Source organism: Vibrio sp. CCB-PB317 (assembly GCF_022808245.1).
GTDB classification, from domain to species: domain Bacteria; phylum Pseudomonadota; class Gammaproteobacteria; order Enterobacterales; family Vibrionaceae; genus Vibrio; species Vibrio diabolicus.
Genome location: NZ_JALGNU010000004.1, coordinates 26,102 through 42,890 on the forward strand (window position 1 = coordinate 26,102; position 16,789 = coordinate 42,890).

Annotated in this window: 8 protein-coding genes and 2 rRNA genes; 8 read left to right on the top strand and 2 right to left on the bottom strand. The window is 47.0% G+C overall.

The window, feature by feature from the left end; genetic code table 11:
* The first annotated feature begins 235 nt into the window (after positions 1-235).
* Entirely contained in the window at positions 236-508 is a 273-nt protein-coding gene (hupA, locus tag MTR11_RS22375; RefSeq protein ID WP_005382524.1) for a nucleoid-associated protein HU-alpha, read from the top strand.
* 39 nt (positions 509-547) lie between these two features.
* Positions 548-1,246: a DUF1481 domain-containing protein gene (locus MTR11_RS22380; RefSeq protein ID WP_046874617.1), complete on the top strand. Its 699-nt coding sequence runs from the start codon at positions 548-550 to the stop codon at positions 1,244-1,246.
* 82 nt (positions 1,247-1,328) lie between these two features.
* On the opposite strand, the gene purD is transcribed toward MTR11_RS22380, so the two are convergent.
* Positions 1,329-2,618, bottom strand: coding sequence for a phosphoribosylamine--glycine ligase (purD, locus tag MTR11_RS22385; protein ID WP_167426156.1), 1,290 nt, complete (start codon positions 2,616-2,618; stop codon positions 1,329-1,331).
* A 293-nt stretch (positions 2,619-2,911) separates the two neighbouring features.
* On the bottom strand, positions 2,912-4,504 hold the full coding sequence (gene purH / locus MTR11_RS22390; protein ID WP_085344624.1) for a bifunctional phosphoribosylaminoimidazolecarboxamide formyltransferase/IMP cyclohydrolase: 1,593 nt from the start codon (positions 4,502-4,504) through the stop codon (positions 2,912-2,914).
* A 265-nt stretch (positions 4,505-4,769) separates the two neighbouring features.
* On the opposite strand from purH, the gene zntR reads away from it, so the two are divergent.
* The 6 genes from zntR (at position 4,770) to MTR11_RS22420 (ending at position 16,733) form a co-directional block, all read left to right on the top strand.
* Positions 4,770-5,168, top strand: coding sequence for a Zn(2+)-responsive transcriptional regulator (gene zntR / locus MTR11_RS22395; RefSeq protein ID WP_005397290.1), 399 nt, complete (start codon positions 4,770-4,772; stop codon positions 5,166-5,168).
* A 163-nt stretch (positions 5,169-5,331) separates the two neighbouring features.
* The gene (gene cadC / locus MTR11_RS22400) at positions 5,332-6,900 is read left to right on the top strand and encodes a lysine decarboxylation/transport transcriptional activator CadC (RefSeq protein ID WP_243328441.1); all 1,569 of its coding nucleotides are present in this window, start codon (positions 5,332-5,334) and stop codon (positions 6,898-6,900) included.
* 698 nt (positions 6,901-7,598) lie between these two features.
* Positions 7,599-8,942 (top strand): cadaverine/lysine antiporter, encoded by a 1,344-nt coding sequence (gene cadB / locus MTR11_RS22405; RefSeq protein ID WP_053808506.1) that lies wholly within the window; start codon positions 7,599-7,601, stop codon positions 8,940-8,942.
* A gap of 117 nt (positions 8,943-9,059) precedes the next feature.
* Entirely contained in the window at positions 9,060-11,195 is a 2,136-nt protein-coding gene (locus MTR11_RS22410) for a lysine decarboxylase CadA (protein ID WP_005481757.1), read from the top strand.
* Between the two features lie 817 nt (positions 11,196-12,012).
* A 16S ribosomal RNA gene (locus tag MTR11_RS22415) occupies positions 12,013-13,565 on the top strand.
* 278 nt (positions 13,566-13,843) lie between these two features.
* Positions 13,844-16,733 (top strand): 23S ribosomal RNA (locus MTR11_RS22420).
* The 16S and 23S rRNA genes sit together here, the layout of an rRNA operon.
* Positions 16,734-16,789: the final 56 nt, after the last annotated feature.

Genomic DNA, 16,789 nt, shown 5'->3' on the forward strand with positions numbered 1-16,789 from the left:
TTTGATAGTGGTTATTTGCAGCTATTATAACCGCAAAAGTGCCTTATAAATTGGTCCAAATACCTTGGAAGGCAAGGGTTTTCAGGGGGTATGTGGTAACAAATTGTGAGTTATTACTCATATTATGGCTAAAAGTACGTCAGAAAATCGAAAGATCGCTTACAAACCTTTGCCAGATGGGGCATTTATGTTTTAGAGTGAGACGAATTCGATAACCTATGAGAAGGGAAACCTAATGAACAAGACCCAATTAATCGACTTTATCGCAGAGAAAGCAGACCTATCAAAAGCACAAGCAAAAGCTGCTCTTGAAGCGACTCTTGATGGTGTAACTGGTGCACTTAAAGAGGGTGACCAAGTTCAACTAATTGGTTTTGGTACATTCAAAGTAAACCACCGCGCTGCACGTACTGGTCGTAACCCTAAGACTGGTGACGAGATTCAAATCGCAGCAGCTAACGTACCTGCATTCGTAGCAGGTAAAGCGCTGAAAGAATCAGTAAACTAAGTTAGAATGCACCGAGGTATCCTGCCTCGGTGCAACTTCATGAAAAAACATCTACTCGCTTCACTTCTCTTATCTAGCTTTACCCTTTTTGGCTGTTCGTCGGTTGAAACTCCTAATTTAGAACAATTCACTCACTTCTCTGGCGGCAAAGTTGCTGGAGACGCAAGTAGCTTGTACTGGATGACCGAGAAACTCACTCGCGTGAGTACGGCTGCTGATTACGTAACGATGGGGGATAATGGCTGGTTTCAAAGTGACTACCGTTGGGATGAAGGTGAGCTTCGAGAGTTGATTCGAAAAGGTGAGCAAGTTGATACCAAGCAAGAGTTGGTGCCTTTTCAAATCCACATCCGTTTTAATAAAGATGGCGAAGCGGTTTACCAACAATATCGCGTTAATCGTAAAGTCTTACCACTTCAGCATGAACAATTAGAACGTTACAAGACAGAAGCGAATGATGTAGTGGCGTCGGTTAAGGCGCAGTCTCGTAACAGTCAGAGCCTCATTCAAGGTTATTGGAATGGCCAATCGTTTGAAACCTGCAAAGGTAAAGCGTTCTCGACACTCGAGTTTAATCAGACGTTGCCAAAATTTATTATCGAGCGTCTCTCATCTGTAGACAGTTACGTGGCTTTTGTCGGCAAGCAGTCGCGAAATAAAGCAACGGTTGATGAACTGTTGATGCTCAATGATGATGACTTTGATTGTGTACCACGACCAGCATTACTCGCAGAGTAAGCTTGGTGAGACTTACTTGCTGACAGAGTAATAAAAAAGGCGCTGAATGCGCCTTTTGTTTTTTAGCCAACTTAAGTTGTTTTTATTTTTCTTGCTCACGTGCAATCGCACGGTAGCCGATGTCACTGCGATGGAACATGCCGTCCCAACTGATCTGTTTTGCAAGCTCGTAAGCGCGTTGCTGCGCTTCTGATACGCTGTTGCCCAACGCAGTTGCACACAATACGCGACCACCATTTGTTACGATGTTGCCATCTTTATTGTCTGTACCCGCGTGGAAGACTTTCTCGCCTTCAATTTCAACTTGTGGCAGACCAGAGATCACATCGCCTTTGTTGTACGCTGCTGGGTAACCACCGGCTGCGAGCACGATACCAATCGACGCACGTGGATCCCATTTTGATTCCACTTGATCCAGTTTTTGGTCAATCGCAGCCAAGCAAAGATCAACCAGATCCGATTCCATACGCATCATGATTGGTTGTGTCTCTGGATCACCGAAGCGGCAGTTGTACTCGATCACTTTAGGCGTACCATCTTTGTCGATCATCAGACCCGCGTATAGGAAACCTGTGTATGGGTTACCTTCAGACGCCATACCACGTACTGTTGGGTAAATGACTTCTTCCATGATGCGGTTGTGAATTTCTGGTGTTACCACAGGAGCTGGCGAGTACGCGCCCATACCGCCAGTGTTTGGGCCAGTATCTTTGTCACCCACGCGTTTGTGATCTTGGCTGGTGGCCATTGGCAGAACGTTCTCACCATCCACCATCACGATGAAGCTTGCTTCTTCGCCATCTAGGAACTCTTCGATAACCACGCGGCTGCCTGCGTCACCAAATGCGTTGCCTGCTAGCATGTCTTTGATTGCGTCTTCGGCTTCTTCTAGCGTCATTGCCACAATCACGCCTTTACCAGCCGCAAGGCCGTCGGCTTTCACCACAATCGGCGCACCTTGCTCACGCACGTAAGCAAGCGCTGGTTCAATTTCTGTGAAGTTTGCGTATGCACCGGTTGGGATTTGGTGACGAGCAAGGAAGTCTTTAGTAAACGCTTTAGAGCCTTCAAGCTGCGCTGCGGCTTGGGTAGGACCAAAGATTGGTAAGCCCGCTTCGCGGAACGCATCCACCACACCAATAACCAGCGGTGCTTCTGGGCCAACGATAGTCAATTCAATCGCCTTCTCTTTTGCAAAAGCAACCAGACTATCGATGTCTTCCACATCAATGTTTACGTTCTCTAGTTTTGGCTCTAGTGCCGTACCTGCGTTGCCTGGAGCAATGAAAATAGTCTCAACATTTGGGTTTTGCGCCGCTTTCCAGCCTAGCGCATGTTCACGGCCACCTGAACCAATGATAAGTACATTCATTTTATTTATCCTTTGATAGCTGCGCCATATTGCTAATCTCTGCGTCGAGCTTGCTCATTTATACTTATAAACTCCGCGAGCTCTCCTTGACCTTATCAATATGGCTTTGCTCTAAAATGAAAATTTCTAAAACTAAGAGTATTTCAAATTAGCTAAATTAAATAAGTCTTGCTCAAAGTAGTTGATGATGTGGCTAGGCAACAATTGAGCCCATCCCGGAAACATAGCCAGCTACGTAACTGGGGTGGGCGAAAGCAGTTAACAACGCCACAGTGCCAAATACGATGAGGAAATTAGTGGCGGAAGTGACGCATACCCGTGAAGATCATCGCCATGCCGTGCTCATCTGCTGCTGCGATAACTTCGTCGTCACGCATAGAGCCACCTGGCTGAATTACGCACTTAATGCCGGCTTCTGCTGCGGCATCGATACCGTCGCGGAATGGGAAGAAAGCGTCAGATGCCATTACGCTACCGGCAACTTCTAAGCCTTCATCTGCGGCTTTGATGCCGGCAATTTTCGCTGAGTAAACGCGGCTCATTTGGCCTGCGCCTACACCGATAGTCATGTCGCCTTTCGCGTAAACGATCGCGTTAGATTTCACGTATTTCGCTACTTTCCAGCAGAATAGGGCGTCTTTTAGCTCTTCTTCTGTCGGCTGACGTTTAGACACGACTTTAAGATCGTCTAGGCTTACCATGCCTTGGTCGCGGTCTTGAACCAGTAGACCACCGTTGACGCGTTTTACGTCAAAGCCCGTTGTCTTCGTTGACCACTCGCCACACTCTAGTAGACGTACGTTCTTCTTCGCTGCAACGATTTCAATCGCTTCAGCAGAAACAGAAGGTGCAATGATCACTTCAACGAATTGACGCTCAACGATAGCGCTAGCCGTTTTTGCATCTAGCTCTTGGTTGAATGCAATGATGCCGCCGAACGCTGACGTTGGGTCAGTTTGGTAAGCGCGGTTGTACGCTTCGAGGATGTCTTTACCTAGCGCAACGCCACATGGGTTGGCGTGTTTTACGATTACACATGCAGGCTCGTTGAACTCTTTCACACACTCAAGTGCTGCATCAGTGTCTGCAATGTTGTTGTAAGAGAGGGCTTTACCTTGGATTTGGCGAGCAGTAGAAACAGATGCTTCTTGTGGGTTTGCTTCAACGTAGAATGCGGCTGCTTGGTGGCTGTTCTCACCGTAGCGCATGTCTTGTTTTTTCTCGAATTGCTGGTTGAAAGTACGTGGGAATTTAGACTCTTCATCACCTTCTTTGTTCTCACCGTAAGATGGAACCATAGTGCCGAAGTAGTTTGCGATCATGCCATCGTAAGCAGCAGTGTGCTCGAATGCTGCGATAGCAAGGTCGAAACGAGTCTCTAGTGTTAGAGATTTCTCGTTCGCGTCCATTTCAGCGATAACGCGATCGTAATCATGAGCGTTCACAACGATAGTCACGTCTTTGTGATTTTTCGCTGCAGAGCGAACCATCGTTGGGCCGCCGATATCGATGTTTTCAACCGCGTCAGCTAGTGTACAGCCTTCTTTTGCAACGGTTTCTGCGAATGGGTATAGGTTAACAACGACCATGTCGATTGGATTGATGCCATGTTTTGCCATCACGTCGTCATCTTGACCACGACGACCAAGCACACCACCGTGAACTTTCGGGTGAAGCGTTTTAACGCGGCCGTCCATCATTTCTGGGAAACCTGTGTAGTCAGAGACTTCTGTTACTGCGATGCCTTGTTCGGCAAGTAGGCGTGCTGTACCACCAGTAGATAGGATATCGACACCGCGCTCAGCAAGAGCTTGTGCAAACTCAACAATACCTGTTTTGTCTGATACGCTGATAAGCGCACGGCGAATAGGACGAGCGTTATTCATGCTTCCATTTTCCTCAAATTCACGGAGTTAAAGATGTTTGCCAAAAATGAACTTGTTTTTACCTCTTGGGGTAAAATATTGGCCAGTTTTGGTAAAGACCTTTGCCGGATGTTTTCTGGTTAGAAAACAGTCTCCACATTTGATGGCGCGTATTCTAACCAATTTATTACAAAAAAGCTCGCGCAATCGTTTGGCATCTCAAAAATAATTGTGAAAAAGAGGTTCTTTAGCTTTAAAAGTAACGAGATAGTTAATAGGGAAAGTTATGTTTCAGATAGGTGAACTGGCAAAACGTTGTGGTGTGACTGCAGATACGCTGCGTTTTTATGAGAAAAACGCGCTGATAAAGCCCGCAGGTCGAAGTGAATCAGGTTATCGTCTCTATAATGAAGAGAATCAAAAGCAGGTACACTTCATCCTTAAAGGTAAAGAGCTGGGCCTGAGCTTGGATGAGATTAAAGAGCTACTAGAAATCAAACTAGAAGCAACAGAACACAGCTGTGCAGAGGTTAAAGCTATTACTTCTGCTAAGTTAGAGCTGATTGATGGAAAAATTAACGAGCTAACGAAAATTCGTCGAGCTTTGAAGAAGATCAATGATGCTTGCTGCGGTCATACGGACGATGATGCTACGCATTGTTCTATCCTTGCAGCACTTGAGTAGTCTCATTTCTGCATCACTTAACTTAAGTTTGCATTTTTGGCGGCTTGCTTTTCTAGGTGCACGCCGTTTTCCCACCTATAATCTCGCCTTTAGTTACCTGTAGGAATTGACCATTGTTTGATTCCTGCCGTAGCGCTGTCTGTAGATACGAGAGTTTTCATACATGGTTGGAGTCTATTTTCAAATCAATGACTGGTTTTTAAGCGTTGATGAAAATAAGCTGTATCGACAAGATAGGGAAGTTACTGTTGAGCCACGCTTAATTAATCTTCTGCATTTCCTAGCGGAGCATGCGAATGAGGTGTTCAATCGTGAGGAATTGATCCAATACGTTTGGGCAGGGGCGATTGTGACCGATCAAGTGGTGACTCAGTCCATTTTTGAGTTGCGTAAATTACTGCGGGATGGTCGGGAAGAAAATACCAGCTACGTCATTACAGTGCCGAAACGTGGTTACAAGCTGGTGGCGAATGTGACCCCAATGACACTCGAGGAATTCCTCGCAAGTCGTCATTGTGATTCAGAAACTCTTCCTCCTATTGTTGAAGAATCAGAAGAAGATACTCTACCTATCGCACCTGCCGTCACCTTTCCTGCTGGCCCTCTGACTCGCGCGGTCTGTGAGATGTCTAAAGAGAAAAAGGCCCCTCAGAAAAAAAATAAAATCAGTCCGTGGCGCCTGGGGATCATGAACTTCATCTGGATCAGTGTCTTGGTTGTGGTGATGGGCGTGTTTACCTACAAGCAATCGGAAGTGCGTATTACTCAAGCCATCGATACTCACCTTATCGAATTCAAGTTTCAAGATAACTTCACAAGCGAAGGGTTAAGCTACGACTTGGCAGACGGGTTTGCCCAAAAGTTGATGTCCGACATTGCTCAAGTGAGCGATTACCGAGTCATGCTAAAGAAGGCGTCGTTTACCTCGGGTATTGTGCCGGGCAAATCGGTTGTGGTGCGGGTTCGTGAAAATGATGGTGGCAGCTTTTTAGAGGTGGAATATCGCAATAACTCATCTGAAAAGGTGTTGTTTAGTCGTCAATACGCGTTAACCAGCAGCCATTTAAAGACAGTGCTTCAACAAGCGTCGTTGGATTTGATGCAAGTCCTGAAAGTGCCGGATGCCAAGCTGAAATCCACGATGCTAGTAGCGGGAATGCCAATTAACGCGGAAGCTTTGGAGCTGTTTGTTCAAGCTAACCATTATCTCAATGTCTCGGATGCCAAGCAGTTTCGCCAAGGCGTCAACTTGATGGAAAACATTTTAGAAATTGAGCCAGATAATGCTTACGTTCAGGCAGAGTTATTGATTGCTTACCACGTGCAGAAGGTGCTCGATTTTTCACAGGAGTTGAAGAAAGGGCGAGTGCAGCAGTTGAGTGATGCACTAGAAACTAACGTAAAAATGATGGTTGGGCCAATTCAACCGCGAATTTATGAAGCTTTAGCCCTGCACGAAACCATTATTGGTGACATGGCCTCAGCCAAGCAGCATCTTGGGCAGGCTTTGAGGTTACGTGATTCGGTGCTTTCTTATGTGATTCGTGGTAAGCACGCTGAATTGGATGGTGATCTGGATTTGGCCAGTGAGTCTTACAGCGAAGCTTTCTATATTGATACGTCGGTTGAGACGTACCTGCTGTGCGAAAACTTGGTCTTCCCAAGTAACATGAAGGCGATTGATTACGCCATGTATCGCGCTGTTCACCCTTCTGTCGTTCGAATGCTTTAATTCTCTCGTACTCTACGTCAGTTTAATACTAGCCCCTCATTTCGGTGAGGGGCTTTTTTGTAGCTGTCGAAAAGTGAAAAGGGTGGGCGGTGGGGTAATGACTTACGAAGGAGCCAGTAACGCAAGCTTGCAACGGGAAGACATATCCGGTTTTCTTCTCTATCTCTATCTCTATCTCTATCTCTATCTCTATCTCTATCTCTATCTCTATCTCTATCTCTATTGATTGTATGGAGTGTCTGGCTGGGTTATTTGGCGAGAATGATTCTGATGCTTTCTTGCAGGCGAGATGAATATTGATGTGGGTCAAAAAGCGCGATCAGGGAGAGGTTTATGAAATCAACAGGTTCAGGGAATCAACCCTTCGGGGCGGGGAAGTTGATAGAGGTTGATAACTTTTGCCGCGATTACCAACGAGTTGATGAGAGTTTATCTATCGGTAGAAGGTTTGATGTTTTTCTTATAACTATATGAATAATATAGTTTTATATTTTTGTGTTCATCATGTTTATCTCAACTTGATGTTGATGAACTAATCATTTTATTGATAACGCCAAGTTTATTTTTTTCCCAGTTTTTGGGCGTAGTCTTCACTTCGAAATTTAGCGAGGTCGAGCAGGTATCTACTTCATAGCATCTCGCTAATAACCGTTCAGTTTGAGTCACGTTGACTTGAGTAGAATAGATTTGGAGATGTTATGTCATCGAATACGAAAAAAATCGGCCTAATTGCCTGTACGGGTGTAGTCGCCGGTAACATGATGGGTAGTGGTATTGCACTGTTACCTTCTAGCCTAGCTTCAGTAGGCTCTGTTTCAATTTTCAGCTGGCTGATCTGTTTGATCGGTGCACTGAGCCTTGCGTTTGTTTACGCTCGTCTGGCAACCAAAAACCCTCAAGAAGGTGGTCCTATCGCTTATGCGGGCGAAGTTTCCCCAGTCTTTGGTTTCCAAACGGGCGTGCTGTATTACCACGCGAACTGGATTGGTAACCTAGCTATTGCTATTACAGGTGTTTCTTACCTTTCAGTATTCTTCCCTGTGCTTAATGACCCAATCCCAGCAGGTATTGCGACGATTGCATCGGTATGGATCTTCACTTTCGTCAACCTACTTGGTGGTAGCTGGGTAAGCCGTCTATGTACGCTTGGTCTTGTTCTAATCCTCATTCCAGTTGTTGGTACAGCGGCGTTTGGTTGGACGCACTTCGACACTGCGCTATACAGCCAAAACTGGAACGTATCTGCGGGTACGGATAGCCATGCGATTGTGACAGCGGTTCTTATCTGTCTATGGTCATTCGTTGGTGTGGAATCAGCCGCAGTATCAACAGGCATGGTAGAAAATCCTAAACGTACTGTACCGCTAGCAACCATGCTGGGTACTGGTATCGCAGGTGTGATTTACATCCTATCAACTCAAATGATCAGCGGCATGTTCCCTGCTTCTGAAGTTGCGGCATCAGGTGCGCCATTTGCATTGGCAACCACTGAGCTATTCGGTAGCTGGACAGCCCCATTTGTATCAGCATTCACAGCACTAGCATGTTTCACTTCGCTAGGTTCTTGGATGATGCTGGTGGGCGAGGCTGGTAAACGTGCAGCAAGCGATGGCAACTTCCCTAAAATCTACGGCGAAACTGACAAAAACGGTGTGCCTAAGAAAGGTCTAATCCTTGCGTCAATCAAGATGACAGCATTAATGGTTGTACTCATGTTCTTCAGCTCTAAAACAGCACACGCATCAGACCTGTTCAACCAGCTAACGACTGATGCAGTTCTACTAACTATGCTGCCTTACTTCTACTCAAGCATTAACTTGATTCGCTTCGAAGGTATGACAACACGTAACGGCTTCGTAATGTTGTTCTCTGGTGTGGCTTGTCTGTTCTGCTTCATCGCACTAGCAGGTGCAGAGGGCGGTACGCTAACAGCAACCTTCATCGTTTCTCTCGTTATCTTGATGTTCTACAGCAAAAAAGCAGGTCTTGCTCAGTACGTGAAAATGCACGCTGACGACATGCCTGCCCAAGCAAGCAACTAATCCCCAAAACGCTGGCACTACGGTGCCAGCCCATAAACCCCAAATTCACGCGGCGCTCACCTTACTCATTGCCTGTAAATGGCAAAGAGCGCCCTCATTCGCCTTGGAGATGTCCAAATGAATATATTCGCTATCTTGAACCACATGGGTGTGTTCTTTAAAGAAGAGCCAGTTCGTCAACTTCACGCTGCTCTTGAGAAAGCGGGCTACGAAGTGGTTTACCCAGTAGATGATAAAGACTTGATCAAAATGATTGAGATGAACCCACGCATTTGCGGTGTGCTGTTCGACTGGGATAAATACTCACTAGAGCTATGTGAACGTATTAGCCAAATCAACGAAAAACTGCCTGTTCACGCATTTGCTAATGAACAGTCTACTCTCGATATTTCACTAACAGACCTACGTCTAAACGTGAGCTTCTTCGAGTACGCTTTAGGTATGGCTGACGACATCGCTATCAAAATCAACCAAGCGACTGAGGCATACAAAGATGCCATCATGCCTCCATTCACTAAAGCGCTATTCAAATACGTAGAAGAAGGTAAATACACCTTCTGTACTCCAGGTCACATGGGTGGTACTGCATTCCAGAAAAGTCCTGCTGGTAGCATCTTCTACGATTTTTACGGTCCAAATACATTCAAAGCGGACGTATCAATCTCAATGCCTGAACTAGGTTCTCTACTAGACCACTCAGGTCCACATAAAGATGCAGAAGAATACATCGCACGTACCTTCAATGCAGACAGCTCTTACATCGTAACGAATGGTACGTCTACATCGAACAAAATCGTCGGCATGTACTCAGCACCTGCGGGCAGCACAGTACTGATTGACCGTAACTGTCACAAATCTCTGACTCACCTAATGATGATGAGCGACGTGACACCAATCTACTTCCGTCCAACTCGTAACGCATACGGCATCCTTGGTGGTATTCCACAAAGCGAATTCAGCCGCGATGTAATCGCAGAGAAAGTTGCGAAAACACCAGGTGCAACAGCGCCAAGTTACGCAGTAGTGACTAACTCAACTTACGATGGTCTGTTGTACAACACACAATTCATCAAAGAGTCGCTAGACTGTAAACACATCCACTTCGACAGTGCTTGGGTGCCTTACACTAACTTCAACCCAATTTACGAAGGTAAATGTGGTATGAGTGGTGAAGCGATGCCAGGCAAAGTGTTCTACGAGACACAATCAACACACAAACTGTTGGCAGCGTTCTCACAAGCTTCAATGATTCACGTGAAAGGCGACTTTGATAAAGAATCTTTCAACGAAGCATTTATGATGCACACTTCAACTTCACCTCAGTACGGCATTGTTGCTTCTACTGAAACTGCAGCGGCAATGATGCGCGGCAACACTGGTAAGAAGTTGATGCAAGACTCTATCGATCGCGCAATCCGCTTCCGTAAAGAGATCAAACGTCTAGAAGCAGAAAGCGACAGCTGGTTCTTCGATGTATGGCAACCAGAAAACATCGATACCACAGAATGTTGGAAACTAGACCCTAGCGACACATGGCACGGCTTCAAGAACATGGATGACAACCACATGTATCTTGACCCAATCAAAGTAACGCTACTGACTCCAGGGATGAATAAAGAAGGCGAACTAGAAGAATCAGGTATTCCTGCTTCGCTGGTGGCTAAATTCCTAGACGAGCGCGGTATCGTGGTAGAGAAAACAGGTCCATACAACTTGTTGTTCCTATTCTCAATCGGTATCGACAAATCAAAAGCAATGCAATTGCTACGCGGTCTAACTGAATTTAAACGTGGCTACGACTTGAACCTAACCATCAAGAGCTTCCTACCTTCGCTATACAACGAAGACCCAAGCTTTTATGAAGGCATGCGCGTTCAAGAACTAGCACAAGCAATTCATGACCTAACTAAGAAATACAACCTACCTGAGCTAATGTACAAAGCGTTCGATGTTCTTCCAGAAATGAAAGTGACACCACACGCAGCATGGCAAGAAGAGCTTCGCGGTAACGTAGAAGAAATCAAACTGGAAGAAATGGTTGGCCGCGTAAGTGCGAACATGATCCTTCCTTATCCTCCAGGTGTGCCACTAGTACTTCCTGGTGAAATGGTGACTCAAGAGTCTCGCCCTGTGCTGGACTTCCTAGAGATGCTTTGTGAGATCGGTGCGCATTACCCAGGTTTCGAAACCGACATCCATGGTCTGTACCAACAAAAAGATGGTAGCTACACCGTAAAAGTATTGAAGAACTAAGTTCCTCTCGAAGATGACGCCATTGGGAATGCAAGCATGCTCCACTCTTACGAGCTCAATGTGTCATCGAACAACCACGACATTTAGATATACCCCTAGCTAATCTGTCGTAAAAGAGAAGGGCAAGGATGCTCTGATCTTTTCATCTATATAGAAGAAGTAATTTCCAAGACTTCACCTGAAGTACCCAAGTAAAAAGCAAAGACCAAAGAGCAGTTCATTATCGTTCTGCTCTTTTTTTATCTTTTATACAGCAGGCAGAAAAGAAAAAGCGCGTTGAGCGAATATCATTTACTTCAATTACATCAAATTTGAAGATCGTAATTCAGGTAGAAACGCCCTTTTTCTTGAGGAAAGATCCTTTTAAATGAGAGAAAATAGCCAAGATCGCTTGATATACACACAAAGTGATTGCTATTTGTTCGGTTGAAAGTTTTTTTGCAAAAAACGCTTGTACTAATTTCTCAACTCCCTATACTGCGCATCCACCGACACGGAGTGAGACGAAAGTCACACAGCGAGTCGGAAGTGAGAGAAAAAGAAATTTGAAAAAAATGCTTGACTCTCTCACGGTGCGGAGTAAGATACGCACCCCTAACGACGAGCAACTAAGTTGCTGGATAAGTTAGAAAAGCTCTTTAAAAATATAAACCTATCAATCTGTGTGGGCACTCGTTGATGATAATCCAATTAGTTTCTTCGGAAACAATTTAGGTTTCAATGAAACGAAGTGACCATTGAATCTTCGGATTCAGCACAGTCAATTCAAACATTACTTTATGTAATGTTCAGTATTCATTGAGCCGAACAAAATCTTAAATTGAAGAGTTTGATCATGGCTCAGATTGAACGCTGGCGGCAGGCCTAACACATGCAAGTCGAGCGGAAACGAGTTATCTGAACCTTCGGGGAACGATAACGGCGTCGAGCGGCGGACGGGTGAGTAATGCCTAGGAAATTGCCCTGATGTGGGGGATAACCATTGGAAACGATGGCTAATACCGCATGATGCCTACGGGCCAAAGAGGGGGACCTTCGGGCCTCTCGCGTCAGGATATGCCTAGGTGGGATTAGCTAGTTGGTGAGGTAAGGGCTCACCAAGGCGACGATCCCTAGCTGGTCTGAGAGGATGATCAGCCACACTGGAACTGAGACACGGTCCAGACTCCTACGGGAGGCAGCAGTGGGGAATATTGCACAATGGGCGCAAGCCTGATGCAGCCATGCCGCGTGTATGAAGAAGGCCTTCGGGTTGTAAAGTACTTTCAGTCGTGAGGAAGGCGTTGTCGTTAATAGCGGCATCGTTTGACGTTAGCGACAGAAGAAGCACCGGCTAACTCCGTGCCAGCAGCCGCGGTAATACGGAGGGTGCGAGCGTTAATCGGAATTACTGGGCGTAAAGCGCATGCAGGTGGTTTGTTAAGTCAGATGTGAAAGCCCGGGGCTCAACCTCGGAATAGCATTTGAAACTGGCAGACTAGAGTACTGTAGAGGGGGGTAGAATTTCAGGTGTAGCGGTGAAATGCGTAGAGATCTGAAGGAATACCGGTGGCGAAGGCGGCCCCCTGGACAGATACTGACACTCAGATGCGAAAGCGTGGGGAGCAAACAGGATTAGATACCCTGGTAGTCCACGCCGTAAACGATGTCTACTTGGAGGTTGTGGCCTTGAGCCGTGGCTTTCGGAGCTAACGCGTTAAGTAGACCGCCTGGGGAGTACGGTCGCAAGATTAAAACTCAAATGAATTGACGGGGGCCCGCACAAGCGGTGGAGCATGTGGTTTAATTCGATGCAACGCGAAGAACCTTACCTACTCTTGACATCCAGAGAACTTTCCAGAGATGGATTGGTGCCTTCGGGAACTCTGAGACAGGTGCTGCATGGCTGTCGTCAGCTCGTGTTGTGAAATGTTGGGTTAAGTCCCGCAACGAGCGCAACCCTTATCCTTGTTTGCCAGCGAGTAATGTCGGGAACTCCAGGGAGACTGCCGGTGATAAACCGGAGGAAGGTGGGGACGACGTCAAGTCATCATGGCCCTTACGAGTAGGGCTACACACGTGCTACAATGGCGCATACAGAGGGCGGCCAACTTGCGAAAGTGAGCGAATCCCAAAAAGTGCGTCGTAGTCCGGATTGGAGTCTGCAACTCGACTCCATGAAGTCGGAATCGCTAGTAATCGTGGATCAGAATGCCACGGTGAATACGTTCCCGGGCCTTGTACACACCGCCCGTCACACCATGGGAGTGGGCTGCAAAAGAAGTAGGTAGTTTAACCTTCGGGGGGACGCTTACCACTTTGTGGTTCATGACTGGGGTGAAGTCGTAACAAGGTAGCGCTAGGGGAACCTGGCGCTGGATCACCTCCTTAAACGATGATTATTGCGATGAGTGTTCACACAGATTGATGGTTTTGAAGCGAAAGCTTCGAGCTATTATTGCTCTTTAACAATTTGGAAAGCTGACAAAACAACAATTTATTGTTGTTTGTAAAGTTCTCAAAGTATTCATTTATGAATACAACTAAAAACACATTCAAGTGTTCTTGGAATTTGAGTCCGGCAAAATCGATATGTCTCTCGCTCATTCAAATAATGAGAGACAACTTTGGTGATTTGAACATCAACTCGAAACTCCTTCGGGTTGTATGGTTAAGTGACTAAGCGTACACGGTGGATGCCTTGGCAGTCAGAGGCGATGAAGGACGTATTAACTTGCGATAAGCCCAGATTAGGTAGTAAAAACCACTTGAGTCTGGGATTTCCGAATGGGGAAACCCACTTACATAAGTAAGTATCGTTATGTGAATACATAGCATAACGAGGCGAACCGGGGGAACTGAAACATCTAAGTACCCCGAGGAAAAGAAATCAACCGAGATTCCGAAAGTAGCGGCGAGCGAAATTGGACTAGCCCTTAAGCTTTATAGGCGTTAGGTGAACAAGCTGGAAAGCTTGGCGATACAGGGTGATAGCCCCGTAACTGACGACGCATATTCAGTGAAATCGAGTAGGGCGGGACACGTGATATCCTGTCTGAATATGGGGGGACCATCCTCCAAGGCTAAATACTACTGACTGACCGATAGTGAACCAGTACCGTGAGGGAAAGGCGAAAAGAACCCCTGTGAGGGGAGTGAAATAGAACCTGAAACCGTGTACGTACAAGCAGTAGGAGCAGGCTTGTCCTGTGACTGCGTACCTTTTGTATAATGGGTCAGCGACTTATATTCAGTGGCAAGGTTAACCATCTAGGGGAGCCGTAGGGAAACCGAGTCTTAACTGGGCGTTCAGTCTCTGGATATAGACCCGAAACCAGGTGATCTAGCCATGGGCAGGTTGAAGGTTGAGTAACATCAACTGGAGGACCGAACCGACTAATGTTGAAAAATTAGCGGATGACTTGTGGCTAGGGGTGAAAGGCCAATCAAACCTGGAGATAGCTGGTTCTCCCCGAAAGCTATTTAGGTAGCGCCTCGGACGAATACTACTGGGGGTAGAGCACTGTTAAGGCTAGGGGGTCATCCCGACTTACCAACCCTTTGCAAACTCCGAATACCAGTAAGTACTATCCGGGAGACACACGGCGGGTGCTAACGTCCGTCGTGGAGAGGGAAACAACCCAGACCGCCAGCTAAGGTCCCAAATTACTACTAAGTGGGAAACGATGTGGGAAGGCTCAGACAGCCAGGATGTTGGCTTAGAAGCAGCCATCATTTAAAGAAAGCGTAATAGCTCACTGGTCGAGTCGGCCTGCGCGGAAGATGTAACGGGGCTAAGTAGTAAACCGAAGCTGCGGCAATGCACTTTAGTGCATTGGGTAGGGGAGCGTTCTGTAAGCGGTTGAAGGTGTGTGGTAACGCATGCTGGACGTATCAGAAGTGCGAATGCTGACATGAGTAACGATAAAGGGGGTGAAAAACCTCCTCGCCGGAAGACCAAGGGTTCCTGTCCAACGTTAATCGGGGCAGGGTAAGTCGACCCCTAAGGCGAGGCCGAAAGGCGTAGTCGATGGGAAACGGGTTAATATTCCCGTACTTCTTACAATTGCGATGGGGGGACGGAGAAGGCTAGGTGGGCCTGGCGACGGTTGTCCAGGTTCAAGTGCGTAGGCTGAAGAGTTAGGTAAATCCGGCTCTTCTTAAGGCTGAGACACGACGTCGAGCATCTACGGATGTGAAGTCATTGATGCCATGCTTCCAGGAAAAGCCTCTAAGCTTCAGATTGTAAGGAATCGTACCCCAAACCGACACAGGTGGTCGGGTAGAGAATACCAAGGCGCTTGAGAGAACTCGGGTGAAGGAACTAGGCAAAATGGTACCGTAACTTCGGGAGAAGGTACGCTCTCGACGGTGAAGTCCCTCGCGGATGGAGCTATTGAGAGTCGCAGATACCAGGTGGCTGCAACTGTTTATTAAAAACACAGCACTGTGCAAAATCGCAAGATGACGTATACGGTGTGACGCCTGCCCGGTGCCGGAAGGTTAATTGATGGGGTTAGACTTCGGTCGAAGCTCTTGATCGAAGCCCCGGTAAACGGCGGCCGTAACTATAACGGTCCTAAGGTAGCGAAATTCCTTGTCGGGTAAGTTCCGACCTGCACGAATGGCGTAATGATGGCCACGCTGTCTCCACCCGAGACTCAGTGAAATTGAAATCGCTGTGAAGATGCAGTGTACCCGCGGCTAGACGGAAAGACCCCGTGAACCTTTACTACAGCTTGGCACTGAACATTGACCCTACATGTGTAGGATAGGTGGGAGGCTTTGAAGCGCAGTCGCTAGATTGCGTGGAGCCGTCCTTGAAATACCACCCTTGTAGTGTTGATGTTCTAACGTCGACCCCTTATCGGGGTTGCGGACAGTGCCTGGTGGGTAGTTTGACTGGGGCGGTCTCCTCCCAAAGCGTAACGGAGGAGCACGAAGGTGGGCTAATCACGGTTGGACATCGTGAGGTTAGTGCAATGGCATAAGCCCGCTTGACTGCGAGAATGACAATTCGAGCAGGTGCGAAAGCAGGTCATAGTGATCCGGTGGTTCTGAATGGAAGGGCCATCGCTCAACGGATAAAAGGTACTCCGGGGATAACAGGCTGATACCGCCCAAGAGTTCATATCGACGGCGGTGTTTGGCACCTCGATGTCGGCTCATCACATCCTGGGGCTGAAGTCGGTCCCAAGGGTATGGCTGTTCGCCATTTAAAGTGGTACGCGAGCTGGGTTTAGAACGTCGTGAGACAGTTCGGTCCCTATCTGCCGTGGGCGTTGGAGAATTGAAAGGGGCTGCTCCTAGTACGAGAGGACCGGAGTGGACGAACCTCTGGTGTTCGGGTTGTGTCGCCAGACGCATTGCCCGGTAGCTAAGTTCGGGATCGATAACCGCTGAAAGCATCTAAGCGGGAAGCGAGCCTTGAGATGAGTTCTCCCTGATACTTTAAGTATCCTAAAGGGTTGTCGTAGACTACGACGTTGATAGGCAGGGTGTGTAAGCGTTGTGAGGCGTTGAGCTAACCTGTACTAATTGCCCGTGAGGCTTAACCATACAACACCCAAGGGGTTTTGATGGGCTCAATGAAAGAACGTTGAATGTGTAAGAAC

Bases quoted from the DNA above. Each gene is read 5' to 3' on its own strand.
- hupA (WP_005382524.1), top strand. From the start codon at position 236: ATGAACAAGACCCAATTAATCGACTTTATCGCAGAGAAAGCAGACCTA.
- MTR11_RS22380 (WP_046874617.1), top strand. From the start codon at position 548: ATGAAAAAACATCTACTCGCTTCACTTCTCTTATCTAGCTTTACCCTT.
- purD (WP_167426156.1), bottom strand. From the start codon at position 2,618: ATGAATGTACTTATCATTGGTTCAGGTGGCCGTGAACATGCGCTAGGC.
- purH (WP_085344624.1), bottom strand. From the start codon at position 4,504: ATGAATAACGCTCGTCCTATTCGCCGTGCGCTTATCAGCGTATCAGAC.
- zntR (WP_005397290.1), top strand. From the start codon at position 4,770: ATGTTTCAGATAGGTGAACTGGCAAAACGTTGTGGTGTGACTGCAGAT.
- cadC (WP_243328441.1), top strand. From the start codon at position 5,332: ATGGTTGGAGTCTATTTTCAAATCAATGACTGGTTTTTAAGCGTTGAT.
- cadB (WP_053808506.1), top strand. From the start codon at position 7,599: ATGTCATCGAATACGAAAAAAATCGGCCTAATTGCCTGTACGGGTGTA.
- MTR11_RS22410 (WP_005481757.1), top strand. From the start codon at position 9,060: ATGAATATATTCGCTATCTTGAACCACATGGGTGTGTTCTTTAAAGAA.